Source organism: Marinomonas rhizomae (assembly GCF_003315485.1).
Classification (GTDB): Bacteria; Pseudomonadota; Gammaproteobacteria; order Pseudomonadales; family Marinomonadaceae; genus Marinomonas; species Marinomonas rhizomae.
In genome coordinates, this window is sequence record NZ_QNSE01000009.1 from 73333 (window position 1) to 99581 (window position 26249).

General features: G+C 42.3%; 24 protein-coding genes. All 24 read left to right on the top strand.

What is annotated here, in order from left to right; genetic code table 11:
* The first annotated feature begins 17 nt into the window (after positions 1-17).
* The gene (fliF, locus tag DFP80_RS12680) at positions 18-1694 is read left to right on the top strand and encodes a flagellar basal-body MS-ring/collar protein FliF (RefSeq protein ID WP_113917172.1); all 1677 of its coding nucleotides are present in this window, start codon (positions 18-20) and stop codon (positions 1692-1694) included.
* Positions 1691-2704 (top strand): flagellar motor switch protein FliG, encoded by a 1014-nt coding sequence (gene fliG / locus DFP80_RS12685; protein WP_113917173.1) that lies wholly within the window; start codon positions 1691-1693, stop codon positions 2702-2704. Before fliF ends, fliG begins: the two co-directional genes overlap by 4 nt.
* 7 nt (positions 2705-2711) lie before the next feature.
* Positions 2712-3518: a FliH/SctL family protein gene (locus tag DFP80_RS12690; protein ID WP_113917174.1), complete on the top strand. Its 807-nt coding sequence runs from the start codon at positions 2712-2714 to the stop codon at positions 3516-3518.
* 5 nt (positions 3519-3523) lie between these two features.
* The gene (gene fliI, locus DFP80_RS12695) at positions 3524-4855 is read left to right on the top strand and encodes a flagellar protein export ATPase FliI (protein ID WP_113917338.1); all 1332 of its coding nucleotides are present in this window, start codon (positions 3524-3526) and stop codon (positions 4853-4855) included.
* A gap of 52 nt (positions 4856-4907) precedes the next feature.
* The gene (fliJ, locus tag DFP80_RS12700; RefSeq protein WP_113917175.1) at positions 4908-5342 is read left to right on the top strand and encodes a flagellar export protein FliJ; all 435 of its coding nucleotides are present in this window, start codon (positions 4908-4910) and stop codon (positions 5340-5342) included.
* Between the two features lie 52 nt (positions 5343-5394).
* Positions 5395-7272: a hypothetical protein gene (locus DFP80_RS12705; RefSeq protein WP_113917176.1), complete on the top strand. Its 1878-nt coding sequence runs from the start codon at positions 5395-5397 to the stop codon at positions 7270-7272.
* A gap of 15 nt (positions 7273-7287) precedes the next feature.
* Complete coding sequence (locus tag DFP80_RS12710; protein WP_113917177.1) at positions 7288-9183, top strand: hypothetical protein; 1896 nt, start codon at positions 7288-7290, stop codon at positions 9181-9183.
* A gap of 30 nt (positions 9184-9213) precedes the next feature.
* Positions 9214-9516, top strand: coding sequence for an STAS domain-containing protein (locus DFP80_RS12715; protein ID WP_113917178.1), 303 nt, complete (start codon positions 9214-9216; stop codon positions 9514-9516).
* Between the two features lie 6 nt (positions 9517-9522).
* On the top strand, positions 9523-11232 hold the full coding sequence (locus DFP80_RS12720; RefSeq protein ID WP_113917179.1) for a SpoIIE family protein phosphatase: 1710 nt from the start codon (positions 9523-9525) through the stop codon (positions 11230-11232).
* Between the two features lie 53 nt (positions 11233-11285).
* Positions 11286-12929 carry a flagellar hook-length control protein FliK gene (locus DFP80_RS12725; protein ID WP_113917180.1) on the top strand — a complete coding sequence of 548 codons (1644 nt, stop codon included), beginning with the start codon at positions 11286-11288 and terminating at the stop codon, positions 12927-12929.
* Between the two features lie 117 nt (positions 12930-13046).
* On the top strand, positions 13047-13556 hold the full coding sequence (locus DFP80_RS12730; RefSeq protein WP_113917181.1) for a flagellar basal body-associated FliL family protein: 510 nt from the start codon (positions 13047-13049) through the stop codon (positions 13554-13556).
* 3 nt (positions 13557-13559) lie between these two features.
* Positions 13560-14534: a flagellar motor switch protein FliM gene (gene fliM / locus DFP80_RS12735; RefSeq protein ID WP_113917182.1), complete on the top strand. Its 975-nt coding sequence runs from the start codon at positions 13560-13562 to the stop codon at positions 14532-14534.
* A gap of 1 nt (position 14535) precedes the next feature.
* The gene (gene fliN / locus DFP80_RS12740) at positions 14536-14997 is read left to right on the top strand and encodes a flagellar motor switch protein FliN (protein WP_113917183.1); all 462 of its coding nucleotides are present in this window, start codon (positions 14536-14538) and stop codon (positions 14995-14997) included.
* Positions 14998-15051: 54 nt separating this feature from the next.
* Positions 15052-15429: a flagellar biosynthetic protein FliO gene (gene fliO, locus DFP80_RS12745; RefSeq protein WP_258546984.1), complete on the top strand. Its 378-nt coding sequence runs from the start codon at positions 15052-15054 to the stop codon at positions 15427-15429.
* On the top strand, positions 15426-16163 hold the full coding sequence (gene fliP, locus DFP80_RS12750) for a flagellar type III secretion system pore protein FliP (protein ID WP_113917184.1): 738 nt from the start codon (positions 15426-15428) through the stop codon (positions 16161-16163). The genes fliO and fliP overlap by 4 nt, the downstream gene beginning before the upstream one ends.
* A 2-nt stretch (positions 16164-16165) precedes the next feature.
* Complete coding sequence (gene fliQ, locus DFP80_RS12755; RefSeq protein WP_012071103.1) at positions 16166-16435, top strand: flagellar biosynthesis protein FliQ; 270 nt, start codon at positions 16166-16168, stop codon at positions 16433-16435.
* Entirely contained in the window at positions 16435-17217 is a 783-nt protein-coding gene (fliR, locus tag DFP80_RS12760) for a flagellar biosynthetic protein FliR (protein ID WP_113917185.1), read from the top strand. The genes fliQ and fliR overlap by 1 nt, the downstream gene beginning before the upstream one ends.
* Positions 17210-18346 (top strand): flagellar biosynthesis protein FlhB, encoded by a 1137-nt coding sequence (gene flhB, locus DFP80_RS12765; protein WP_113917186.1) that lies wholly within the window; start codon positions 17210-17212, stop codon positions 18344-18346. The genes fliR and flhB overlap by 8 nt, the downstream gene beginning before the upstream one ends.
* 37 nt (positions 18347-18383) lie before the next feature.
* Positions 18384-20501: a flagellar biosynthesis protein FlhA gene (flhA, locus tag DFP80_RS12770; RefSeq protein WP_113917187.1), complete on the top strand. Its 2118-nt coding sequence runs from the start codon at positions 18384-18386 to the stop codon at positions 20499-20501.
* A gap of 131 nt (positions 20502-20632) precedes the next feature.
* Positions 20633-21880, top strand: coding sequence for a flagellar biosynthesis GTPase FlhF (flhF, locus tag DFP80_RS12775; protein WP_241560251.1), 1248 nt, complete (start codon positions 20633-20635; stop codon positions 21878-21880).
* A 96-nt stretch (positions 21881-21976) separates the two neighbouring features.
* Positions 21977-22714: an RNA polymerase sigma factor FliA gene (locus DFP80_RS12780; RefSeq protein ID WP_113917189.1), complete on the top strand. Its 738-nt coding sequence runs from the start codon at positions 21977-21979 to the stop codon at positions 22712-22714.
* Between the two features lie 54 nt (positions 22715-22768).
* On the top strand, positions 22769-23149 hold the full coding sequence (locus DFP80_RS12785; RefSeq protein ID WP_206610596.1) for a chemotaxis response regulator CheY: 381 nt from the start codon (positions 22769-22771) through the stop codon (positions 23147-23149).
* 9 nt (positions 23150-23158) lie between these two features.
* Positions 23159-23947 carry a protein phosphatase CheZ gene (locus DFP80_RS12790; protein ID WP_113917190.1) on the top strand — a complete coding sequence of 263 codons (789 nt, stop codon included), beginning with the start codon at positions 23159-23161 and terminating at the stop codon, positions 23945-23947.
* A gap of 12 nt (positions 23948-23959) precedes the next feature.
* Positions 23960-26227, top strand: a complete 2268-nt coding sequence (locus DFP80_RS12795) for a chemotaxis protein CheA (protein WP_113917191.1) — start codon at positions 23960-23962, stop codon at positions 26225-26227.
* Positions 26228-26249 lie beyond the last annotated feature (22 nt).

Genomic DNA, 26249 nt, shown 5'->3' on the forward strand with positions numbered 1-26249 from the left:
CCGCTTGGCGCTTTTTAATGGATAATGTCCCTGCAGAACAATCGGAGCAAAAGCTCTATCTAGAGTTGGTTACCGGCTTTAATAAGCTGACGGTAATACGTCAGCTTGCACTAATGGTCGGTTTGGCGGCATCCATCGCAATTGGTTTGTCGGCTGTGTTATGGAGTAATGGCCCCGATTACAAACCCGTATTAAGTAGTATTACGGATTATAACGCAGATCAAATAGTCGAAATCCTCAGTGTTAATAACATTCCCTTTAAATTAGATGAAAATACAGGTGCTTTACTTGTTGAATCTGATTTCTATCATCAAGCGCGTCTTAAATTAGCTGGCTCAGGCATTGTTTCCGACAATATTGTTGGTATGGAAATAATGGATCAAGAACAAGGTCTGGGGACATCTCAATTTGTTGAAACGACCCGTTATCGGCGAGGTTTAGAGGGCGAGTTGAGCCGGACTATTACTAGTTTGCAAAGTATTAAAAGTGCAAGGGTTCACTTGGCAATACCCAAAGAGTCTGTTTTTGTGCGTGATACACGAAAGCCTTCTGCTTCTGTGTTTTTAGAGCTTTATCCCGGAAGACGTCTTGATAAGAGTCAAGTAGAGGCTATCGTAAATTTGGTGGCTTCTAGTATTTCTCAGTTGAGCGACAAAGACGTCACTGTTGTTGATCAGCGTGGTACTTTGTTGACAGAAAAAGACTCGGATTCAGAGTTGTCTGTCGCCGGTAAACAGTTTGATTATGCCCGTAAAGTCGAGGACGTATTATTACAGCGAGTAAATAATATTCTTGGACCAGTGATTGGCCAAGGTCGTTTTAAGGCGGAAGTGTCTGCTGATGTCGATTTTACCGCTGTTGAAAAAACCAATGAACAATACAATCCCGATTTGCTGGCTTTGCGCAGCGAGCAAACTTTAAAAGAGAACAGGGGAGCGGGTGCTAATACAAACGGTATTCCTGGGGCATTGACAAATCAGCCTCCGGGCGCGGTGACCATTCCAGAAGCAGTGGATGAAAACGGTGCTCCAATAGGTGGGAATTCCTCTACTAATAATGGACAATCCCGGGAAGAAACAACACGTAATTTTGAGCTAGATCGAAGTATCAGTTACACCAAGCGCCAGCAAGGTATGGTTAGGCGTTTATCTGTTGCTGTTGTTGTCGATGATTTAGTCAGCCTTAACCCGGATACCTCGGCGATTGTTCGCACGCCTTGGAGTGATGATGAATTGGGGCGTTTAACCTTATTGGTCCGTGATGCCGTTGGATATGATCCGACACGAGGCGATAGTGTGAGTGTTATTAACTCGCCTTTTGCCTTGCCTGAACCTGAGGAGCCTGTTGTTGAGTTGCCATTTTATCAGCAGGTATGGTTCTTAAATTTAATACAGCCTACGTTAGTTGGTTTATTTGTTCTTATTCTATTGCTAGTAGTGGTTCGCCCAATTTTGAAAACCCTTAGTGATCAGAATAAAATTGCAGTTACTGAAGATACTGAGGCTGCCATCTTCTCTGATGAAACGGATGAAATTTCAGATGATCAAGTCTCTCTTGTTAGTGCTGAAGATATATTGGTGCCAGGCTCTCCTGAGAAAATTGACCGTCAATTGAATGCCATTCGAGGGTTAATCGCTGAAGAGCCAGAGCGTGTTGCTCAAGTCGTTAAACAATGGGTAATGGAAAGCAAATGAGTGATGCAAGCCAAGGTGCAGATTTAAGTTCCGTTCAAAAAGCCGCTGTGCTTCTCATGTCGCTTGGTGAGTCTGATGCTGCACAAATATTGAAGCACATGGGCCCGAAAGAGGTTCAGCGTATCGGTCAAACGATGGCGCAATTGTCTAATGTTCAGCGTCATCAAGTGGAAAAAGTGTTAGATGATTTCCTCGTATTGGTTGGTGACCAAACCGGTTTAGGTCTTGGTGCAGACGGCTACATTCGAAATATGTTAAGGGAGGCTCTTGGAGAAGAAAAAGCAGGAAGTTTAATCGACCGAATTCTTCTGGGCGGAAATACAACAGGACTTGATACGCTTAAGTGGATGGAGTCTCGTGCTGTTGCTGATGTAATTCGATACGAACACCCTCAAATTCAAGCGATTGTTATTTCTTATTTAGACCCTGATCAGGCGGCTGATATTCTTGCCAACTTTGATGAGCGCGTGCGTTTAGATATTGTATTACGTGTTGCGGCGCTGGAAACTGTGCAGCCAGCCGCTTTGCAAGAGCTAAACAGCATTCTTGAGCGTCAGTTCTCCGGTAATAATTCGACACAGTCAACGACTATCGGGGGGATTCGTACTGCAGCCAACATCATGAACTTCATTGATAGTACAGTTGAGTCTGAATTGATGGAGTCTATTCGTGATGTGGACGAAGATTTAGCAAATACAATTCAAGACCTGATGTTTGTCTTTGACAACTTGATGGAGGTGGATGACCGTGGTATTCAGGTTATTTTGCGTGAAGTGGAGTCGGAAACCTTAATTCTTGCGCTGAAGGGAGCGGACCCAGATATGCAAGAAAAAGTCTTTAAGAACATGTCATCTCGTGCGGCAGACATGTTGAAAGATGATTTGGAAGCGAAAGGCCCAGTTCGTGTTAGTGAAGTAGAAGTCGCTCAAAAAGAAATTCTGGCCGTTGCCAGACGCCTTGCTGATAACGGGGAGATTGTTCTCGGTGGCGGCGGTGAGCAGATGGTTTAACTAGAATATGTCTGATCAAAAACAGGAAAAAGAAGAGCGTAAGCTTACTGCTTATGAACGCTGGGAGCTTCCTCATCTAGAGAGTAACAAGTCGAAAGCTCATACGGGCCCTGCGATTCTTATTCAGAAGAGCGACACCGCAACAACAGAAGAGGTGGATGAAAGCTCTTTAATTTATGAGCCTTTAACGGCTTCTCAATTAGAAGAAATTCGCTCTGCAGCCTATGATGAAGGTTTTATCCAAGGTGAAGAGGAAGGCCATAAAAAAGGTCATTCTGATGGCTTTGCTAAAGGTGAAGTGGATGGCTTTGCTAAAGGTCATGAAGAAGGTTTAGCAACTGGCGTTGAAGAAGGAATGAGTCAGGCAAGAGTAGAAGCTCAGGCCAAACTAGAGACTCTTGAAGCCTTATTGACCAGTGTTGTAGCCGAAATTGTATCACCATTAGAAGATAGTCGTGTCGCGGCAGAAAATATCCTGTATCAGTCGATGACGAGAATCATTGAGAACGTCTGCCTCTCGAAAATGTCTGAAGATGGCCATCAAGTTTTACGAGAGCAGCTCGCTCGAGTATTTGATGAAATAGGCGAATATGAAGGGCGAGTTAAACTACGTCTTAACCCTGCTGATGTTATTGTTTTAGACGAACTTGGAGTAAAAGACCGTTTGACCATACAGCTCGAGGAAGATGATTCCCTTATTGGCGGCGGATTTGTTGTTGACTCAAAATCTTTTCATATAGATGGGCGAGTTGAGCAGCGACTAGAAACGGTGTGTAATGAGCTCCGCCACCTTATCCTTCCTGAGCAGGAATAATGCTCGTGTCCACTCTTGTAGAACGTTTAAATAAGTTAAGTCATGTTTCCTCAGTCTCGTTGCCGCCTCAAATTGAAGGCAAGGTGACTCGTATGGTCGGTTTGACCATGGAGGCGGTTGGTTGTGTTGTGGCTCTTGGTGACCGTTGCTCTGTGCAAGTGGGGAAGAATCGCTGGGTAGAATCCGAAGTGGTAGGGTTCACGGGGGATTTAACCTATCTCATGCCTACGGAAGCTATCGAGGGTATTTCACCTGGGGCGAGAGTTCGTCCATTACTCGGTGATAGTAAAATGCCAGTTGGCGATGAATTACTTGGTCGCGTAGTCAATGGGTTAGGTAAACCTTTAGATGGTAAGGGGCCGGTTAAAACCAATGACTCGGTGACTTTACATGGAAATGTGATCAACCCTCTGCAACGAAAGCCCATTTGTGAGCCTTTAGATGTTGGTATAAAGGCAATAAATAGTTTACTGACGGTTGGTAAAGGTCAGCGTTTGGGGCTTTTTGCAGGTAGCGGTGTGGGTAAGAGTATGTTGCTCGGTATGATGACAAAATATACCGAAGCGGATATTACGGTAGTTGGCTTGATCGGTGAACGTGGTCGAGAGGTTAAAGAGTTTATTGATCAAATATTGGGTGAAGAAGGACTTTCTCGTTCGGTTGTTGTTGCATCGCCTGCTGATGATTCTGCGTTGATGCGGTTGCGTGCGGCCATGTTGGCAACACGTATTGCTGAGTATTATCGGGATCAAGGGAAAAATGTATTACTGCTGATGGATTCATTGACGCGCTATGCACAAGCTCAGCGGGAAATTGCATTATCTGTTGGCGAGCCTCCAGCCACCAAGGGTTATCCGCCTTCAGTGTTTTCTAAGCTTCCTCAATTGGTTGAACGTGCTGGTAATGGTTGTGAAGGCAGTGGCTCAGTTACCGCTTTTTATACTGTTTTGACGGAAGGAGATGATCAACAAGATCCTATTGCAGATGCATCTCGAGCGATTCTTGACGGGCATATAGTTTTATCTCGTCGTTTGGCTGAGGAAGGTCATTATCCTGCTATTGATATTGAAGCTTCCATCTCCCGAGCTATGCCGCATATAGTCAGTGAAGATCATCTATATGGTGCGATGCGAGTGAAGCAGTTGTACTCTAAATTTCAACAGAATCAGGATCTTATTTCGGTTGGTGCTTATGCAAGAGGCAGTGACCCAGATTTAGATCAAGCCATCGTTCAAATGCCAGAAATTCGCAGTTTTCTACAGCAGTCTCTAACCGAAAGCTTTACAATTGATCAGAGTTTACAAGCCCTTGTGACGGCAATGACGAAGGGGCAGTAGACGATCCTTGTCGAAAAAGTCTACTATTTAGTGAGTTTCAGGAGGGCGCCGCATGAAAAAATCACATCGAATGCAGATATTAGTCGATCTCGCTAAACGTAAAGAAGATGCGGCAGCACAGCAATTGGCTCGCGACAAAGCAAAAGTGCAGTACGATGAAGAAAAGTTGAACGAGCTGCGTGAGTACGCTGGGCAATATGAATCTGAGCGTAACTTGCTTGGTTTAAGTGCTTATTTAACAACTAACTATCAGCATTTTGTGAGTCGAGTTCAACAAGCTATTGTTCAGCAAGAGGCGGCAGTAGGGCGTTCTGAGCAACAAGCAGATATGAGTATGCGTCGATGGTTGCAAGCCCGTTCGAAAACTAAAAGCATGGATTGGTTGAAAGAAAAAAATCACAAAGCGGAATTGGTCGTAGAAGCAAAACAAGAGCAACGTCAAAGTGATGAGTTTGCCATGCGCCGTTTTTTAGACAATATGCGATAGTATTTTAAGGACTACTTTGTACAGCCAAATTGGCTTAGTGTTGGGATCAAATATGGCGAGATCGGATAGCGGGCTCATTGATTTGTCTTTGCCTATTTCTAATATAGAAATGGCTTTGCATGATTATGCCTATCATCCATGTCGTGGGTTGGAACAACTTCAATCAACTATTTTGTCTTTGCAAAAAATCTCACAATCAAGTATCACTCACGGTCTCTATCATCAACGTCTGAACTCTTTTACAGCCGCAGTTGATGAACTTTTGCTATCCGGTTCTCCTTATTTTACTCACTATCATTCCGCACTTTTGTCTGCCGCTGATGCGCTTTTACAAGTGGCTATGGCGGGGCAATTTTCAGTTGATCGTTCGCGGCAGTTAGATGGCCTTCTTTCTGGAGAGCGCTCTTGTTGGGCTCTAGTGACTTCTATTGCGAATGAAAAAGGCAGTCCGTTAGAGTATCGGAATTATGAAGCGCGACTGGACTCTGTTCAATCTAATGCGATGAGTGTGGATGATTACTTAGAGGTATTTGCAAGTGTAGGGCGAGTATCTTTTCAGTTAGACTCGATACAATCTTCTTGTGTAAATGGACGCTTTTTATTAATCAGTGTGCAGTCATTATCTTGGCTGAAACGACGGTTTCCTTTGCTTCAATGGCAAGTGCTTTCAGTTAATGATAAAGAACCATTACGTGACTTGTGTGAATTGAGCTTTTTGCCTCTTTTTCAAAATATTACTATGCCACGAGAGTCTCGCTATCGTCTTTTAGATCTATTTGAAGATAGATTTAAAGCCTTATTCTATCAGCCCTTTGGTTCCTTTTTTTCATCAAGCCTTAGTCATGTGCATCAGACTGACCGTCTTGTTCCCAGTATGGACAATATAACGACTTTTGAACAGGACACAGGCTTGGTGTATTTTCCTGTTTGCCATGGGGGTTATGTTTATATTGGTGCTCAAGCGCTAGGCGGGGGAGCGGAAACTTCTTATATAAAATATTTAGGGTGTGACTACTTATCCTATTTTTTGTATGAGATTGAAACGTCTTTTGGTCGGTTTGTTTTTGATCAGAAAGAATGTTTAGGCCGATATAATGTCGAGTTGAGCGATGTCTTTTTGGAAGAAGAGGCTTTCTGGTTTGAGCCTGAGCAAGGTGTTCGAGCCAAAATTTTATTAAGTATGCCTTTGGTTGCTCCACAGTATGCGGCTTTTTGTCCTCTGCTGGAGGCCATCTCTCAGGTATTTGTTGTAAAGCAAGGGATGTTTTATTTTGCCTTACCTTACACTTTTTTTCGTGAGGTAGAGGCTGCTTGCTCTATGATGACGGTCCCGCGGTCTTGGGTAAAAAATATTTGGTTAAGTCAGACCGATGTTCCTTTATTAGAACCATGGTTACTGAGCGGGAATATGTTGCCCCACTTATCTCGATGTCCGGAGAAAAATAAATCAACATATCCTTCTAAGAATGGTTATTATTTTGGGAGGGTATATGGCAGGATGTTTTGGATAGAAGCGGATTTACTATTAGCCTTGTTGCCCTATAAAGAATCGTCTTTAGTGGTTCATTTTGAAGGCGATGAGCTTCGTTTAATGCCTTTGTTTACTCATCATGGACGAAGTTTTGATAAGGTTATGACAAGGGAGAGCCTTTCTGAAGACTCCAATACTTCAGTTGATAAGGTAGCTTTTTCAGTCATTCTTGAATGGATGTCGGAGTCTGTTGTCTTGCCTTTTGCTTCTTGTGAGTGGTCTATTACTTTAGGTGCTAGCCATTGTGTTCGAGAGTTTTCTTCGCCTTCTGATGAATTAATGAGTGGTGAGGGTATAAAAAGCCAACTTGCTGCTATGCAAGAGGGCGATTTTGTTGTTGACAAGAAAAATTATTTATCCTTTGTTGCTGCCTTTTGGCCGCCCTCATCTTTAGCTTGAAAGTGATTATTGACTATGAATACACCACATTCGCCGTTTGGAGTTCCAAGAAAAGAGCTGATTAATAGTGTACAAAAAGGCGTTGTTGCTCTGCTATTTTTATTGCTATTGGCTTTCACTGGCATGTATATGTTGATGAGTACTAATTTAGAAAAACAAAATGCTCATCAAGAAAAGCTGAGTGGACTTATAGGTTTGGTTCATAGTGCTGAAGAGCATTGGTTGCAGTGGTTATTAGCGGATGATCGTAGGGTTTTTGACAATGAAGGCGGTGAGGAAGCTTCTTCTAGTAATTTTTATCAGGTGCTAGTAAGTGAATATCAGTTGATAGATGGACATTTAAAAGACTTCAAACTGACATCCAGTGTGGATGTTTCTGACTCATTGGTTTTTTTGGATTCCCTGTTGCAAAAAGAACAAGGCTCTTTTTCTTTAACTGATGAGGAAAGAAGAGCTGCTTACTCATCTTTTGAGCATTTAGAATCACTAGATGATGAGCTTTTGCAAATAAGAGTGGGTTTAGATTATGAGCGTAAACTTTTTGTTGAGAGATTGATTTGGGTTCCTGTTTGTATTTTTTTCATATTGGCCACGATCATAGTCATTTTGACGGTTCGATTTAGTCGTCAATTGCGATCTGGTTTTTCAAGTTTGCACGGTATTCTTGATCATAGCAAACGTGGTCATGTGTCTGCGTTTCAGTCTCGCAATGTTATAGATGAGTTCACCGACTTGGGGCACTTGGTTGATAATGAATTGACATCTCGAGATCATGATCTTGATCAACAGCGTGAAAACCTTGATTTGATTGAGAAGGCGTTGGCTCAAGTAACGGAGCCTTTCTTTGTGACAAATGGCCAGGGTGATATCGCATGGTTGAGTGCTGGAGCTGAGCAGCTGTGGTTTAGAAATACGCCCTTTTTTGAGTCTTTGTTTGGTATTGATTCAGGCCTAGACGATCCTATTGATGAACGTGTTGCTGACTCTATTTTATTTTCAGAGCAAGATTTGCAATTGGATTTGTCTGATGGGGTTTATTGGTTAAGTGTTCATTGCTTTGTTTCTGAGTCGGATGAAGAGTCTGAAACTCTTCAGCGTTTAATTTCAATTCAAACAAAGGCTGAAATGGCTGAATTTAATATTCTGCACAACAGTTTGAAATTGCTAGAGCAAGATGTATGGAATTCGCCTATCCGTCTATTAAGGCAAGACTCTCCTTATGCTGATTTTGCTAAGTCATTAGAGTCGATGCGTAGAAGGGTAGTAATGCTTTTTGAACGGTTGAATTCGTCCTCTATACAAACACATTCCCTTGAAAAAATTACGAAACTACAACAAATAGCATCCCTAATTGACGAAAAAACAGATCACAATGAGCGGTCGGTGAATGACCTTGCTGTTGCGAATGAATTTCCTTTCGAAGAGTTTGGGGCTGATTTAAATGATGTGGCTTTGCTTTCTGAGCAGGTTCGAGATTCGTTGATATTGGGCTATGAGCTGGTTTTGCAGCGGTTAGCTTTAGTCGAGAAAGATTTATCGTCAGATATCTTTTTGTTAGGTGATGTTGATCGTTGTCTTAATGAAGTGAGGGCTGGGGTATTAGCAAGCCTAGCGGCAACAGAAGAAGAAAGCGAAAAAGTTCGACATCGTTTTGCTGTAGATGTTGAGTACGATATTAGTAAAGTTCAAGAGCAGATTGAAGGCATGAAATCTATGGCGGCCTCGACACTGTCACTACTTGAATCTGATCGTAGTGTTGGTGTTGCTCGTTTAGATAGAGCGAGAGAGTCTATAAGTGAGATGCTTGAGCGGGTTCATAGTTTAATGTCTAAAACGACATTGAACATTGTAGATAATGCAGGCGATGATGTATCTATAAAAATATCTAACGATGAGCGGAATGAATCATAAATCCTTTCGCTCATTTATGAGGAGAGGGCTGTGGTTGAAAGCTTTTTTGATGAAGTAACAGGGTGCCTAACGATTTTAGTAAAGGGGCGTTTTGATTACAGCTGCCATAAAATATTTAAAGAAGCTTTTACTGGTGTTACTAAAGTAAAAGAATGTAGGGTTGATCTAGCGGGCGTTACCTACCTTGATAGCTCTGCTCTTGGTATGTTGCTGTTGCTTAGAGATCACGTAGGCGCAGAGAATGAAGAGATTCGTTTGGTGAATGTGAATAGTGCTGTTATTGATATCCTTAAAATGGCTAACTTTCATCGACTTTTTGATATTGCTGAGTAGTGTTGTATGGAACAAGTCTTAACCATATTGATTGCGGATGACAACCCTTCTGATCGAATCTTGCTAAAAGCGATTCTTAGTCAATTTGGTCATAACGTGATTTCAGCTGTTGATGGGCAAGACGCGGTTGAAAAATTTGATCCTCATACAATTCAGCTAGTGTGTTTAGACATAAAAATGCCCCGTAAAGATGGTTGGGAGGCGGCACTCGACATTCAACGTGCTGCGGGTGAAGTTTTTGTCCCTATTATTTTCCTTTCTGGTGTGACTGATCCTATTGCTTTATCCAACTGCCTGCGCATCGGTGGTATTGATTTTATTTCAAAGCCTTATAGTCCGGCTCTTATTACTGCGAAATTAAATGCCATAGTCAGGCTGTTAGTTATGCAGAAAACGCTTGAAGAGCAGCGTGATGCAATGAGTTTATACAATGAAAAGCTACTTAATGATCAAGAAGTGGCGAAAGTGGTTTATGAAAATATAACTAACTCTAATTGTTTAAAGGACTCCGCACTTTCGACAATTCATTATGGTACGCACACTTTTAATGGCGATGTTATTTTGGCGGCTTATAAGCCGAACGGCGGTATGCATTTACTGTTGGGAGACTTTACTGGTCATGGGCTTTCTGCCGCAATTGGGGCGCTACCGCTTGCAGACATTTTTTTTGATTGGACGAAAAAAGGCTTTTTGATGCGTCAAATTATCCCTGAGATAAACGCACGCCTGAAAGGCGTTTTACCGTCGAATATGTTTTGTAGTGCCGCGTTTATCGATATTAAAGTGAACAATAAAAGTATTGAGGTCTGGAATGGAGGGCTGCCGGATTTATTGCTTTTCCCTCAAAATGTCAGCAAACCAGTGCGTTTTACTTCCAAAAATTTGCCTTTAGGTGTCTTATCTCCTGATGAATTTGAATGCCAAATTGAGCCTATGTCTTTTGCTTCTGGTGATAGGTTGATGGCATTTTCAGATGGTGTGTATGAGGCGTTGGATTTATCTGGGAAGATGTTTTGTCAGTCGGTATTGAAGCCTCTTTATGACGGTGAGGTTGATGCCGCTCAATCGATTGATTGGCTTACGCAACAGTTAGAGCAAGAGGGGGTTTTAGAAAACCCACATGACGATATTTCTTGTCTTAGTGTTCGCTTGGATACCAGTATTGGCATTGATTCGCCTGAATACAAAGTGTCAAAAGGGCACGATGAGACGCCTGCTGACTTTTCCTTTGAATATGTATTGAATGCGGATTCATTGCGCAATACAGATCCTTTGCCCTATGTTTTACAGATACTAACGACCGTCCCGGGGTTAAGTAGTTTCTCTAGTCAGATATTTATGATTCTTTCTGAGCTATATTCAAATGCCCTTGAACATGGTGTTTTGAAGCTGAGTTCAGACAAAAAAAATTCTAGCGACGGCTTCTCTCGTTATTATGAAGAACGCGAATATAATCTTGCTAACTTACAAGAAGGCTACGTCAAAATTTCAGTTAAAGTAACGTCTGAGAATAATAACAGAGCGCTGATACTTTATGTGGAAGATAGTGGTTCGGGGTTCGATTTTCAAAGTGTTAATTATGATATATCCAATACGGAGTTACTCTACAATCGAGGCTTGGCGCTTTTGGATCAACTTTGCTCAAAGCTAGAATTCTCTAAAGGTGGAAGTGCAGTGACAGCACATTATCATTGGCAAGTAGGCTTGGAGCGTTAGTTTTAGCAGTTGGCCTCTCTATTGCATAGACCTCTCTATCGTTGGAGGAAATTATGCGCACAGATTCAAATACAATATTGTCTTTACCTTCAGGTGTTCCACCTAAAAAGCCTACCGTCACGAAGTCTTCTAATGATGGGGCTACTTTCGCAAATGACTTTAATAAGGCAAAAGCCGCAATTAGCTCTAAAGAGTCATCAAAGACTGAAGGCGCGTCAACTTCCTCCTCTTCTGTTGCTTCGACAACGTCATCGACCACAAGTGAAACAAAAGCAGATGAAAATATTGCTTCGGTGAGTGATAACGATGGGGGGGCAAAAGTAGATGTTGCAGACGGTAAAACTAAGACTTTAGAGAGCAATGTCGCGGTTAAAGAAAGCGGCAAGGCTTTGCAGCAAGAAGGCGAAAGTTTACCAGTTGATGATTCACCTGATGCTGTTTCAGATAGTGAAGATCAACTTCTTTCAAATGTTTTACCTAAAGACTTGGAGGGTGGAGCCAAGCCTCCGGTTCAGCTGAATCTTGTGGGTTCTCAAGACAGTGCGGGTAATTCTCCTGCCTTGCATACTATAGGAAATGAAAAAAACAATGTGGTCGAGCTATCGGTAGATGTTGTGAATGCTAAGGGGACTTTAATTCCCGAGGCTTCCGATGATGCCCAAGCTGGAGTTGTTAGCCTGAGTGCTATTAAGCGTGGTGATTCTAAGGATGGTAATAATACAGCATCATCGACTTTAGTTGAGTTATCTGACAAGGCTTTAGTGGATGGGGTTGATCCTTTTTCTAATAGCATTGATGACGCTGCTGAAAATGAGCTGTCTTGGGTTTTGTCTCAGATGGGACCATCAGGGGCGAAGGCTGTAACAACCGAATCTGTAGGCAATGCCGCTCTTGATACTGCGAAGACGATGGTCTCAGCGGGTGTTATGGCAGCGACAGTTGATAAGCAAAATCGCTCGGAGGCTTTGCCGTCTTCTTTGTTGGCTGGTGCTGATGTGTCATTGTCTAGTGAGATGGATTTGGATTCTGCTGAGTCTATTTTGAGCGAAGATGGTGCTTTGATTAATGAGCCAATCGAGTTGCGTAAAAAAGAACATGAAGCCATGCTTAGTCGAATGGCAGCGCAAATTGATGGTGGTCTAGGGGACGATGGCTCGTCGGGTGGTTTAAATAGCTCATTGCATAATAACGTCAATCGCCCTGCTGTTGCCGCTGCAGCTTTAAATGCTCCAACAGCTAACCCTCAAGCCAATAATTTGGCAATGAGCTTGCCTCCAGGTCATCCAGGGTGGGCTAATGAAATGAGTCAGAAGGTTGCCTGGGTTGCTCGTGAGGGTGGTCATACCGCTCATATTCGTTTAGACCCACCAGAATTAGGCAGTTTGACTGTTAAAGTATCGGTCGATAGTGACTCGAATACACAAATAAGCTTTGTGGCTGCGACGCCACAAGCAAGAGATTTATTGGAAGGGCAAATGGGGCGGCTTAGAGAAATGCTCGCTCAGCAAGGAATGGACTTAAGTAGAGCTGATGTTGATGTGTCACAGCAGGACACTTCCGGTGCGCAATATAGGGAAAATAATCCTAATGGAGGATCACCTCAAGGAAGTCTTACTGGTAATGATGACCTTGATGAAGAGTTGATTCCAGGCAATTTATCGTATGTTTCAGCATCTGGTGTTGATTACTATGCTTAAACTTTTGAGAAATTGATGGTGCTATGTTTGATTCTTTGTAGAATAGAAGGCTGTTAATACATAAGGGCGTGCTAAACGTTCTGTATAAAGAATTTGATACACCTAAGGTTTGTGAATATGGCTGAAGAAGATGGTTTGGATATAGGTGCAGAAGAGGGAAAGTCTGGTGGTAAGAAAAAACTTATTATCATTGTTCTTCTTGTTCTTGTTTTGGTAGGTGGTGGCGCAGCCGCTTACTTCCTATTTTTTAGTGGATCTGATGAGGGTGGTGAATCCGCTGAGGCTGCAGAGGCTGCGTTAGCGAATGAGCCTTCCATATATTTGGCTTTGGATCCTGCGTTTGTGATTGATTTTATGGTGGATGGCCGTCAGCGTTATGTTCAGTTAAATATGGCTGTCAAGTCAAAAAATACAGCTCAAGTGGATGCGGTAACGCTGCATATGCCGCTTATTCGTAACAGCCTGGTCTTACTTTTTTCTAGTCAATCATTTGATGATTTGCAATCGGCAGATGGGAAAGAGGCTTTGAAAAAAGCTTCTCTTGACGCGATTAATGGCATTCTTGAGCAGGAGACTGGTCAAGGAGGGATTGATGCCGTGTTATTCACTAACTTTGTGATGCAATAAATTATGGCTGCTCAAGATCTATTATCCCAAGACGAAATTGATGCGCTTTTACATGGTGCAGATGAAAAGCCTGCCGAAGAAGATAATCGAGATGCCAATGGTGTGGCGTCTTATGACATTACTAGTCAAGAGCGTATTGTCCGTGGGCGTATGCCCACTTTGGAAATGATCAACGAGCGTTTTGCTCGTTATACACGTATTAGTTTGTTTAATATGCTTCGTCGTACCGCTGATGTCTCATCAGGTGGTTTACAAGTGATGAAGTTTGGTGAATATGTTCATACGCTTTATGTGCCTACCAGTTTGAATTTGGTGAAATTCAGACCGCTAAGAAGTACTGCGCTTTTTATACTTGATGCGAAGTTAGTGTTTAAGCTAGTAGACAATTTTTTTGGCGGTGATGGGCGTCATGCTAAAATTGAAGGTCGAGAGTTCACGCCAACTGAAATTCGTATTGTGCAGTTGATGCTTGAGCAAGTGTTTAAAGATTTGACGGAAGCTTGGGCGCCTGTATTAAAACTGGAGTTGGAATACATTAGTTCAGAAGTAAATCCTGCGATGGCTAATATTGTTAGTCCCAGTGAAGTGGTGGTGGTTTCTACTTTCCATATCGAATTGGATGGTGGTGGCGGTGAGCTTCATATTACTCTACCTTATTCTATGATTGAGCCTGTTCGTGAGCTCCTTGATGCCGGTGTACAAAGTGATGTCGATGAAAAAGATGATCGCTGGGGTAAATCTCTAGAGCAGGATGTCAAAGATATTAGTGTAAATTTGTCGGTTAATGTGGCGAATCGAAAAATTTCTTTGGGCGAGGTATTAAAGTTCAAAGTGGGTGATATTATACCGATAGAAATGCCGGAGTTCGTCACGGTTCGAGCGAATGGTGTACCAACTTTTAAAGGTAAGTTGGGTGTCAGTGACGAGCGTTATTCAGTACAAATGGAAGAAAGTTTTAAGACGAAGGTGACTAAGTAGCATGGCAGAAGAGCAAAATCCAGATGCAGCAGGTATGGACGAAGATTTGGCCGATGAATGGGCTGCTGCAATGTCTGAAGCGGGTGAAACTGAGGGTGAAGAGGGAATAGAAGATGAATGGGCTGCAGCAATGTCAGAGCAAAAAGTTGAGCCTGTTAAGTTAGAAACATTGACAAATCCTTCTGTGCCTAGTGGCGGTGTTGGTTCTGACCTCGATTTAATCATGGATATCCCTGTTGTCCTTTCTATGGAGTTAGGGAATACCGAGATAGCCATTCGAAACTTAATGCAGTTAACACAAGGCTCTGTTGTTGAGCTTGATCGTTTTGCGGGTGAGCCGCTTGATGTGCTTGTTAATGGCACCTTGATCGCACATGGCGAAGTGGTTGTGGTTAATGATAAGTACGGTATCCGTTTGACGGATGTTGTAAGCCCTAGTGAGCGTATTCGACGACTGAAGTAGTGCCAATTGAATTTTTCCTCTCTTAATCGTTATTTTTTTATGGTCATGCTTTGCATGACCATCCCTTATTTGCAAGCGTCTGGTGTGCAGGATGTATCTGTTACTTCCTCTATTTGGAAAGTCGTTGTTTCACTCGTTTTTGTGATTGCTTTTATACCGGCTTGTCTTTGGTTAATGAAACGCTTTCAGTTTGCTCAAATGAAACTGGGCCAGTCTGATATTAAAATTGTGACTGTTCAGTCTTTGGGGACGAAAGAAAAATTGATGCTTGTTGAGGTTGAAGGGGAGCGCCTATTGATTGGAGTTACGGCGCATTCTATAAATCACTTGCGAAGCTTTCCATCCAAGAGTAAATCATTTGCTTCTTTGATGGACGAAGTTGATAGAGAGAATTCAGCGGATGATAAAAATGGCAAAGAGGGCGTCCAGTGATTCGTTTTGGTTTGCTGCTTTTGTTGATGCTCCCTGCTTTGTCATGGGCTGAAGTCGGGTTGCCAGCCGTAAAAGTTGTTACGAATGCCGATGGTAGTCAAGACTACAGTGTTTCGTTGCAAATCTTATTTATCATGACGGCTTTAACGCTTTTGCCTGCGGCTCTAATGATGATGACGGCTTTTACTCGAATCATTGTTGTGTTGGCTATTTTGCGACAAGCTATTGGCTTGCAACAGACCCCTTCTAATCAAATTATGATTGGTATGGCTCTGTTTTTAACGTTATTCATCATGACGCCAACACTTGATAAAGTAAATGAAGTGGCGCTGCAGCCCTATTTAAAAGAGGAAATGACATCGGTTCAGGCTGTTGAGGCTGCGTCTGTTCCCGTGCGGGACTTTATGTTGGCTCAAACTCGAGAGGATGATATTGCTCTTTTTGTTAAGTTAGCAGGTAAAGAGGGTACTATTCATTCAATGGATACGTTGCCGTTTACCATCTTGATGCCAGCTTTTGTAACAAGTGAGCTTAAAACGGCTTTTCAGATTGGTTTTATGATTTTTATTCCCTTTCTGATTGTTGATATGGTGGTGGCCAGTGTTTTAATGGCAATGGGGATGATGATGTTATCCCCAATCATTATTTCGCTACCTTTCAAAATCATGCTTTTTGTTATGGTTGATGGTTGGTCTATGATTATGGGTACCTTGGCAGCGAGTTTTGGGATTTAATTATGAATCCTCAAGTGGTGCTAGATTTATATGGGCAAGGCTTTTATTTAATCGTTTTGATCGTTGGTGTGGTGATGGTGCCTAGCTTGATTGTGGGATTAATTGTGAGTGTTTTCCAGGCCGCAACCCAAATTAACGAGCAAACATTGTCTTTTTTGCCTAGATTAATTGTGACTATTTTGGTCATTATGCAATTAGGGCCGTGGATATTGATGAAGCTAATGGATTTTACGACTAATTTATTTATTAATATTCCTATGATAATAGGCTGATGTTAGAGCTTCATCCTGACCAGCTGCTTGGCTTGACGATTAGTTTTCTGCTGCCTTTTTTTCGCATTGGGGCTTTTTTCATGGCGCTGCCTTTATTTGGTAGTCGTTTGGTTAGCCTACGAGTACGTGTTGCGTTTTCCTTTCTTGTTGCTGTCATTGTCACACCTGTTATTGATGTTCCTAGCTATGATCCCATCTCTCCAGCTTATATTGTCTTAATCGCTGAGCAATTGGTGGTTGGTTTTGTACTTGGTTTTGTGGTCACTATCTTATTTCAGTTGTTTTCACTTGCAGGGCAGTTGGCCGCTATGAAGGCGGGCTTGGGTTTTGCTATGTCTAATGACCCTGCTAATGGTATTTCTGTTGCAACGCTTGGTCAGTATTATTTATCTATGGTGGCGTTGGCCTTTTTGGGGACCAATGGACATTTGGTAATGATAGAGTATTTGGTTGACAGCTTTACTTACTGGCCAATTGGTAGTGGCTTTGATAGTCAGCGCTATTGGCAGCTTGTATTACTTGGTGGTTGGATGTTTGAAAAGGCGTTGCTCATTGTGTTGCCTTTAGCTGTTGCTGTGCTAGTTATTAACTTGTCCTTTGGTGTTGTGGCTAAGGCGTCGCCACAATTGAACGTTTTTGCGTTAGGTTTTCCTGTCATAATGCTATTCTCTTTGTTCTTTTTCTGGATTATGTTAGATGATTTCTTAAATATCTACTTGTTGTTTTTCGGGGAAATGATTGACTGGATGAAGACAATGTGGGGGATTCATTTAAATGGCTGAGAATGAAGATGGTAGTGAAAAGACGGAAAGTGCCAGTAGTAAGAAGCTTCAGGATGCTCGAAATAAAGGTAACCTTCCTCGCTCAAAAGATCTGAGTTCTGCTCTTTTATTAATTGTGGCCGCCGCGACTATATATGGAACAGGCACTTTGCTTGTTCGCGATCTTGCCGTGTTATTCGATTTTAATTTTCTTGTTGATCGATCTGATTTGTTTGATCTGAGTCGCATGATTTTTCATCTTTACGAGTCTGTTGTAGCCATGATGGATTCAATGGTTTTACTTATGTCTGTGTTGGCAGCAGCAGGTATTATTGGCAGTATTGCGCTTGGTGGGTTGAATTTTTCTTGGGAGCCTTTGACACCAAAGCTTAGTAAAATGAGTCCAATTGCAGGTCTGAAACGCATGTTTTCGGTGCAATCTCTGGTAGAGCTTGTGAAGTCTATTGCTAAAGTCACCTTGGTTGGTTTTGTTGCTGTATTGGTGTTGAATTATTTTTTACCTGAGACGTTAGGGTTAACTTTTCAAACTATTCAGCTGGCGATTTCTCATGGTATTGATATTGTTATTTGGTCCTTCGTTTTTGTTACCCTGGCTTTGGCGTTGATTGCAGCAATCGATGTGCCTTTTCAGGTTTGGTCTCATAAAGAAAAATTGAAAATGACCAAGCAGGAAGTGAAGGACGAATTTAAACAGCAAGAGGGTGACCCTATGGTGCGGGGACGTATTCGTCAGTTGCAACGACAAGCAGCGATGAATCGTATGATGTCTGATGTGCCAAATGCTGATGTTATTATTACTAACCCTACCCATTTCTCAGTGGCCCTAAAATACGATCAATCTGGTGGTGCGGCACCGGTTATGCTCGCCAAAGGGGGGGATTTTATTGCATTGAAAATTCGAGAAGTCGGCAATCACTATGATATCCCTGTGATACAATCGCCTGCATTAGCAAGGGCGATATATCACCATACAGAAATTGGAGATGAGATACCGCAGGGATTATTTAAAGTAGTGGCTCAACTATTGGCTTATGTGTATCAATTGCGCAATGCTCGCATGGGGGCCCCTCCTCCAGATGCGATGCCAAACTTAGATGTGCCTGATGAGTTTCGATGGGACGGTAGTTAATCATGTTTTATAGCTTTTCTTCCAATAAGGATGTCGTGTGAATTTTGACCGCGGTCGAATTACTGGGCAGGTTCAAGGGATTTTAAGTGGGAATTTAGGTATTCCTATTTTGTTGTTGTCGCTGTTGGCGATGATGATTTTGCCTATACCTGCTTTTTTATTGGATGTTCTTTTTACCTTTAATATTGCCTTAGCTATTGTGGTGCTTTTGGTTGCGATTTATTCCATGCGACCTTTAGATTTCGCTGTATTTCCTACTGTTCTTCTAGTGTCAACTTTGATGCGCTTGGCGCTTAACGTAGCGTCAACTCGTGTTGTTTTATTGAATGGTCACGAAGGTGGTGATGCAGCTGGTAAAGTCATTCAGGCCTTTGGTGAGGTAGTGATTGGTGGTAACTACGTTGTAGGTTTTGTTGTCTTTGCTATTTTGATGATTATCAACTTTGCTGTTGTTACCAAAGGTGCTGGTCGTATTTCAGAAGTAAGTGCTCGCTTCACTTTGGATGCTATGCCTGGTAAGCAGATGGCGATTGATGCAGATCTAAATGCTGGGATGATTGATGCAGATCAGGCTAAGCAGCGTCGTACCGAGATCGCTTCAGAAGCTGAGTTTTACGGTTCTATGGATGGTGCTTCGAAGTTTGTTAAAGGGGACGCCATTGCGGGGTTGCTTATTCTAGGGATTAATATCATTGGTGGTCTTTCCATTGGTATGGCACAGCACGACCTTTCCTTTTCAGAGGCCATAGAGCGTTATTCATTATTGACAATTGGTGATGGCTTAGTTGCTCAGCTTCCTTCGTTGATGCTTTCTACAGCGGCCGCAATCATGGTGACTCGTGTTAATGAGACGGGTGATATGGGTGGGCAGATAGTTCGTCAAATGTTTGGCTCGTCCAAAGCTCTATATGTTGCTGCTGGTGTGATGACGATTATGGGTGTCGTTCCAGGTATGCCACATTTTTCTTTCTTATCATTGGCGGCATGCTTGGGTGGGCTTGCTTATTTCCTAGAGTATCGTAAGAAACAAAAGCCTAAGCCAGGACCGAAAAATTCTTCAAAAGCGTCAGCAGATAATCCCGCTCCTGCTGAGGTGAAAGACCTTAGCTGGGATGACGTTGCTCCTGTTGATATGCTTGGTTTGGAAGTTGGTTACCGTTTGATACCCTTGGTTGATAAAACGCAAGGTGGTGAGCTGTTGGCTCGTATTAAAGGTGTGCGTCGGAAGTTATCTCAGGATTTAGGCTTTTTGGTGCCGAGTGTGCATATACGAGATAATTTGGATTTGATGCCGAATGCCTACCGGGTTACTTTGATGGGGGTGAGTTTGGCGGAAGCAGAAGTTCATCCAGATAAAGATTTGGCGATTGATCCTGGTCAGGTGTTTGGCTCAATTGATGGTATTGCGGGTAAAGATCCATCGTTTGGTCTAGATGCTGTGTGGATTGATCCTAAGAAAAGAGATCAGGCGCAAACCTATGGTTATACTGTGGTTGATGTAAGTACAGTGGTTGCGACGCATATTAACCAGGTAATGCATAAGCATGCCTATGAGTTAATCGGGCATGATGAGGTTCAGCAGTTGTTGAGCCTTTTGAAGCAATATAATCCTAAGTTGGCAGAAGAATTAGTACCCAATACGGTGCCTCTGAGCGTTTTGTTGAAAGTCTTACAAAATTTATTGATAGAGGGTGTGCCCTTAAGAGATATGCGAACGATTGCAGAATCTATTATGGGAGTGCAACCAAAGACTCAAGATCCGATGATATTAACGGCAGCGGTGCGAACATCCTTATCACGTTTGATTATCCAAACACTGGCCGATGGAATTGAAGAAATTCCTGTGTTAACGCTAGAGCCTCAATTAGAAAAAATGCTTATGCAGACAGTGCAGCAGAGTCAGCAATCTGGAATTAAAAATGAAGAAGCGTTGATCTTAGAGCCGCAAATGGCAGAGCAATTGCAGTCATCTTTACGACAGTCGGCAGAGCAGCAGGAAGCAATGGGGAATACCCCTATATTGATTGTGTCTGCACCAATACGTCCAATGTTGGCGCGTTTTATGCGTTATGGTATGGTGAATATGTCGGTGCTTTCATACCAAGAGGTGCCTGATCATAAGCGTATTACTGTAGTCGGTGTTATTGGGCAGTAAGGTCAACTTATTAACGTGATAGATTGTGTCTATATTTATTGTAATCTTTCGGGTAAGCTATGGATTTGTAAGAAAAATAAACTGGAAGGATTAAGTTATACATGCAAATTAGGCGGTTTCGAGCACCTGACATGCGGCAAGCGATACGGAAGGTTCGTGATGCTGTAGGCCCTGATGCGGTCATTTTGTCAAATCAGCGTCTGCCTACTGGTGAGATAGAGATAGTTGCTGCTCTAGATTACGATGGATCCTTGCCTTCCAGTATGACTTCAAAGCGGTCTTCTACACCTCGTTCTGAGCAATATGCAGATCCAAGTGTGGATTATTTGGAGCGTATAGAGAGAGCCAAGCAACAGACTCCGCCACAACCTCAACCTTACTCTGAAAAAGCCCCTGAAACTCAGTTCGAAATGCCTCCTTTATCAGATGATAAAGAGGACCCTGTGGTTGAAGAGGCGTTATCTATCCGCAATAGCGAAAGTGCTAAGCAGTTGCGAGACATGGAACTTGAGCTGAAAAGTGTTCGAGCAATGCTTGAGCAGCGCCAGCACGCTGAAGGTCGAACGGAAACTAAAGAAAATACGGTGGAATTGCGGGCGCGTGAGAAGCTAAAAGGTTTGGGGTTGTCCGGCTTTGTTGTGTCTAGATTGATTGATGATATTGATTTAAAGGGGCGTGAAGACGACTGGAATCGTTTGCTTGCTCATCTGGCTGATTATATTCCTGTTCGTTCTAGTTCGTCAGAATTGAAAGGTTGTATTGCCTTTATGGGGCCTACTGGTGTTGGGAAGACAACGACCATTGGTAAAATTGCTGCCCAACATGTTTTAAAACACGGTTCTGAAGGTGTGGTATTAATTACTACTGATACTTATCGTATTGCCGCACATGAGCAACTACGAACTTTTGGACGTATATTAAATGTTCCCGTTGAAGTGGTTAATGAATACTCGGATTTAAACGAAGTATTGGCTAAGTATGCTAATTATTCTTTAGTACTTGTTGATACTGCGGGCATGAATCCAAGGGATTCAAATCTTGAGCGGCAGCTATTAATGATGAAGCGTGCGAGAGCAAGTCTTAAAAAATTATTAGTATTACCTTGCACAAGTCAAAGGCAAGTATTAAAAACAGTAGTTGATGTTTATTCACAAGTTCAATTAGACGGCTGTGTTTTAAGCAAGCTTGATGAATCTGCTTCTCTTGGTGAAGCGATTAGTGTAGTTATTGAAGAAGGTTTACCTGTTGTGTATATAGCAGATGGCCAACGAATTCCGGACGATATAGAACCTGCTCGTGCGCATAATTTGATTAGTAGGGCTGTGTATACCGCAGAGCATTACAGTCAGCTTTATGGGTCACTAAAGTATGGTAGTTAGTAAAATTTTGTTATTACTGAAAGCGTTGCGCGAAACTATGTAGTACAGTTAGTTGGCGCAACTAACTTAAATGGTAAAGGTTGCTTAGACTATTTTATGCAGACCAAAAATGGATATAACACATACTCTAAAAAAGCAACGCTTTCGATTGATGCGATTGTTGAACAATATGGGTATTTAGTAAAAAAAATTGCTTACCACCTATTGGCGCGTTTGCCTGATAGTGTAGATGTAGATGATTTAATTCAAGCAGGCATGATGGGGCTTATTGAGGCATACAAACGCTTCGAGTCGACCAAAGGTGCTAGCTTTGAAACTTACGCTGGTATTCGTATCCGCGGCTCCATTATGGATGAGGTGCGTAAAACAGATTGGGCACCTCGCTCAGTTCGACGTAATGGGCGGGCGGTAGCTAATGCGATAAAAGAGTTAGAAGCTAAGTTCGGGCGCGAAGCGTCTGATATGGAAGTGGCTGCTCATATGAACATAAGTATGGATGAATATCATGACATGATTCATTCATCCATGTCGACACAGTTGTTTAGCTATGAAGAAATGCTAGACTCTGATACAAATAATTTAGATAGTGTCGCATCTGAGGTAGAAAGCTCACCGTACTCTTTAGTAGAAGATAGTGGTTTTCAAAATCAATTAGCGAAAGAAATTGATGGATTACCGGAAAGAGAAAAGCTGGTTTTGTCTCTTTATTATAATGAAGAGCTTAACTTGAAAGAAATTGGTGCTGTGTTAGGCGTTAGTGAATCTAGAGTCAGTCAAATTCATAGTCAAGCGGCTATGCGATTGCGAGCTCGATTAAGTGATTGGCGAGATTAATTATGAGTTATGGAATAATACCGTTGGGGTGTGGAGGTTGCATTGGATAAAAACATGAAGATCCTGATTGTTGATGATTTCTCGACAATGAGACGTATCATTAAAAACTTATTACGGGATTTAGGGTTTACCAATACAGTTGAAGCTGATGATGGAACAACTGCATTACCTATACTTCAAGCTGGAACAATTGATTTTCTTGTGACCGATTGGAATATGCCTGGAATGACAGGTATCGAATTGCTTCGCGCTGTTCGTGCGGATGATAAATTAAAAAGTATTCCTGTTCTTATGGTGACGGCTGAAGCTAAACGTGACCAAATTATTGCTGCAGCTCAGGCTGGGGTGAACGGTTATGTAGTTAAGCCTTTTACCGCAGTGGCTCTCAAGGAAAAAATTGAGAAAATATTCGAACGAATAGACGCTGCCAAATAGGGAATTTAGATGTCAAATGTATTGGGATCTGGACTAGTGGATTTTGAAAACCTAGTAAAAGATGGTGCTGTGGATCTTTTAAACCACATTGAAGTCGGCGATTTCAGTGGGGCTATTAAAGTAATCCAAGAGTTAAGCGAAGCTCGTCATAAAAGTTTTTATAACGAAGTGGGTTTTTTAACTCGAAGTCTGCATGATGCTATTCGTGATTTTCAAGTCGATTCAATGGATTTAGTCGTTGGTGAGGGTGGAAAAGACGCCGCTACAAAAATTACTGACGCTTCTGATCGACTGAACTATGTTATTGAAACGACTAGTGCGGCTGCCAATAAAACGATGGACATGGTGGACAGCAGTGTTCCTGTGGCCAGTGAGTTACAGAGTCAAGCAAGGGAACTGCGAAAAGACTGGAGTCGGCTAATTCAGCGAGATTTAACACCTCAAGAATTCCGAGACTTGTATAAGCGTATTGATATTTTCTTATCTTATGCTGATGACAGTGCCACAACCTTGCATTCAAACCTCAACACAATTCTTCTAGAGCAAGGTTATCAAGACCTAACGGGTCAAGTGATCGCTAGAGTGAATGATTTAATTCGAGATGTAGAAGAAAAACTTGTGCATCTCGTTGCTGTTGCTGGACGCGTTGATAGTATCTCGGGGATTGAACACCAAGAGAAAGAGTCTGAACACGATGACACTCGTGGACATGGCCCAGCTATTGATAAACAAAACAACCCTGAAGTACTGAGTAGTCAAGACGAAGTAGACGACTTGCTATCAAGTCTTGGTTTCTAGAAGGAGCTGAGGATGAGTTTCGAGGTCGATGAAGAGATTTTACAAGATTTTTTGGTAGAAGCTGGTGAAATTCTTGAGCAGCTTTCCGAACAATTAGTAGATTTAGAGCAAAATCCAGATGATAAGCAGCTGCTAAACGCTATTTTCCGTGGCTTCCATACGGTAAAAGGTGGTGCAGGATTTTTACAATTAAATGCCTTGGTTGGTTGTTGTCATTATGCTGAGAACGTTTTTGATATTTTAAGGAACGGTCAGCGTAAAATAGATTCGGATTTGATGGACATTGTTTTACAGGCACTTGATGCTGTAAACGAAATGTTCGAGGTTGTTCGTGCTGGTGGTGAGCCTGAGCCTGCTTCACCAGAGCTGATCGCAGCGCTTGCAGTATATGCAAAACCACCAACTGCAGAAGAGCTTGCTGGTGCAGATGATGAAGAGTTGGATGAAGTTGAAGAAATTGCCGAAGAGCAAGCTGACTCTGATGTTGAAGAAACTGAAGAAGTTGTTTCTGTAGCAGATGAATCAGTTGATATTTCTGATGATGAATTTGAATCTTTATTAGATGCCTTGGGTGATACTTCAAGTGACAGTGACGCTGGAGTAAGTAGTTCAGAAGCGCCAAAAACAGACGACGAAATTACAGAAGATGAATTTGACGCGTTACTAAATCAACTTCACGGTAGTGGGGCGCCTGGAGTTAATGTCGATTCAGCTGAGAGTGTTAGCTCAAATGATGCCTCTTCAGATGAAATTACTGAGGATGAATTTGAAGAACTTCTAGATAAACTTCATGGTGAAACCTCGGCCGCGAATAAGAAAGAAGATACAGCTAAAAAAGAAGACACAGCTAAAGAGAATGACAAAACGGCAGAGCCTAGTGCTGGTGCTGAATCAGATCTAATTACTGAAGATGAATTTGAATCTCTACTAGATAGTTTACAAGCTAAAGGTGGTACAGATAAACCTGAGGTTTCTGCCGCGAAGGCTGAGCCTAAAGTTGAGCCTAAAGCAGCTTCGGCTAAGCCAAAAGCGGCACCGAAACCAGCTCCCAAGCCAACACCTAAGGCGCCAGAACCTGAAGTAAAAGAAAAAGCAAGCCACGCTCCTGTTACTCAAGAAGCAACAGTGCGAGTCGATACAAAGCGCTTGGATGATATAATGAACATGGTTGGTGAGCTTGTATTAGTTCGAAATCGCCTTGTTCGGTTAGGTCTCCAAAGTGATGATGAGTCGATGGGAAAAGCGGTTTCAAATCTAGATGTTGTCACGGGAGATCTTCAAAATGCCGTGATGAAGACTCGAATGCAGCCAATCAAAAAAGTGTTTGGCAAATTCCCTCGAGTGGTCCGAGATTTGGCTCGTAACCTGAAAAAAGAAGTGAACTTGGAGCTTCGTGGCGAGGATACTGATTTAGATAAAAATCTAGTAGAGGCGCTTGCTGATCCACTAGTCCACTTGGTACGAAACTCAGTTGATCATGGCGTTGAAGCGCCAGATGTTCGAGAAGCGAAAGGTAAGCCAAGAGTTGGTCATGTCGTTCTGTCGGCTGAGCAAGAAGGTGATCATATTTTGCTTTCCATCGATGATGATGGTGCAGGTATGGATTCTGATGTGCTGCGTAAAAAAGCGGTTGAAAAAGGCTTGATGGATGCAGATGCTGCAGAGCGTTTATCTGACGAAGAAGCTTTCAACCTGATTTTTGCTCCAGGCTTTTCAACTAAAGTTGAGATTACTGATGTATCAGGTCGTGGTGTTGGAATGGACGTTGTTAAAACGAAAATTTCACAGTTAAATGGTACCTTGCAAATTAAATCCGTCCTTGGTCAAGGCTCTCGATTTATTATCAAAGTGCCCTTAACGCTTGCAATTATGCCCACCTTGATGGTGACGCTATCTGATCAGGCCTTCGCTTTTCCATTGGTAAGTGTTAACGAAATTTTCCACTTGAATTTGAAAAAGACCAATATAGTTGATGGTCAACAAGTGGTTGTTATTCGAGGTAAGACGTTACCAATATTTCATCTGAAAAGCTGGTTGATCAAAGGAAATAGCCGAGATAACTTACCTGAAGAGGCACATGTTGTCGTTGTTCAGGTTGGAATGAGTGAAGTTGGTTTTGTCGTTGATCAGCTTGTCGGTCAAGAAGAAGTGGTTATAAAACCATTAGGTAAAATGTTGCAAGGTACTGCTGGTATGGCAGGAGCAACAATTACAGGCGATGGTCGTATTGCATTGATTCTGGATGTGCCTAGTATGCTTAAGTGTTACGCATCTAGGTAATATATTTTTCATTTAGGGGATG

What these genes read in the sequence shown, in the direction of transcription:
- fliF (WP_113917172.1), top strand. Translation starts at nt 18, where the DNA reads ATGGATAATGTCCCTGCAGAACAATCGGAGCAAAAGCTCTATCTAGAG.
- fliG (WP_113917173.1), top strand. Translation starts at nt 1,691, where the DNA reads ATGAGTGATGCAAGCCAAGGTGCAGATTTAAGTTCCGTTCAAAAAGCC.
- DFP80_RS12690 (WP_113917174.1), top strand. Translation starts at nt 2,712, where the DNA reads ATGTCTGATCAAAAACAGGAAAAAGAAGAGCGTAAGCTTACTGCTTAT.
- fliJ (WP_113917175.1), top strand. Translation starts at nt 4,908, where the DNA reads ATGAAAAAATCACATCGAATGCAGATATTAGTCGATCTCGCTAAACGT.
- DFP80_RS12705 (WP_113917176.1), top strand. Translation starts at nt 5,395, where the DNA reads ATGGCGAGATCGGATAGCGGGCTCATTGATTTGTCTTTGCCTATTTCT.
- DFP80_RS12710 (WP_113917177.1), top strand. Translation starts at nt 7,288, where the DNA reads ATGAATACACCACATTCGCCGTTTGGAGTTCCAAGAAAAGAGCTGATT.
- DFP80_RS12720 (WP_113917179.1), top strand. Translation starts at nt 9,523, where the DNA reads ATGGAACAAGTCTTAACCATATTGATTGCGGATGACAACCCTTCTGAT.
- DFP80_RS12725 (WP_113917180.1), top strand. Translation starts at nt 11,286, where the DNA reads ATGCGCACAGATTCAAATACAATATTGTCTTTACCTTCAGGTGTTCCA.
- DFP80_RS12730 (WP_113917181.1), top strand. Translation starts at nt 13,047, where the DNA reads ATGGCTGAAGAAGATGGTTTGGATATAGGTGCAGAAGAGGGAAAGTCT.
- fliM (WP_113917182.1), top strand. Translation starts at nt 13,560, where the DNA reads ATGGCTGCTCAAGATCTATTATCCCAAGACGAAATTGATGCGCTTTTA.
- fliN (WP_113917183.1), top strand. Translation starts at nt 14,536, where the DNA reads ATGGCAGAAGAGCAAAATCCAGATGCAGCAGGTATGGACGAAGATTTG.
- fliO (WP_258546984.1), top strand. Translation starts at nt 15,052, where the DNA reads ATGACCATCCCTTATTTGCAAGCGTCTGGTGTGCAGGATGTATCTGTT.
- fliQ (WP_012071103.1), top strand. Translation starts at nt 16,166, where the DNA reads ATGAATCCTCAAGTGGTGCTAGATTTATATGGGCAAGGCTTTTATTTA.
- fliR (WP_113917185.1), top strand. Translation starts at nt 16,435, where the DNA reads ATGTTAGAGCTTCATCCTGACCAGCTGCTTGGCTTGACGATTAGTTTT.
- flhB (WP_113917186.1), top strand. Translation starts at nt 17,210, where the DNA reads ATGGCTGAGAATGAAGATGGTAGTGAAAAGACGGAAAGTGCCAGTAGT.
- flhF (WP_241560251.1), top strand. Translation starts at nt 20,633, where the DNA reads ATGCGGCAAGCGATACGGAAGGTTCGTGATGCTGTAGGCCCTGATGCG.
- DFP80_RS12780 (WP_113917189.1), top strand. Translation starts at nt 21,977, where the DNA reads ATGCAGACCAAAAATGGATATAACACATACTCTAAAAAAGCAACGCTT.
- DFP80_RS12785 (WP_206610596.1), top strand. Translation starts at nt 22,769, where the DNA reads ATGAAGATCCTGATTGTTGATGATTTCTCGACAATGAGACGTATCATT.
- DFP80_RS12790 (WP_113917190.1), top strand. Translation starts at nt 23,159, where the DNA reads ATGTCAAATGTATTGGGATCTGGACTAGTGGATTTTGAAAACCTAGTA.
- DFP80_RS12795 (WP_113917191.1), top strand. Translation starts at nt 23,960, where the DNA reads ATGAGTTTCGAGGTCGATGAAGAGATTTTACAAGATTTTTTGGTAGAA.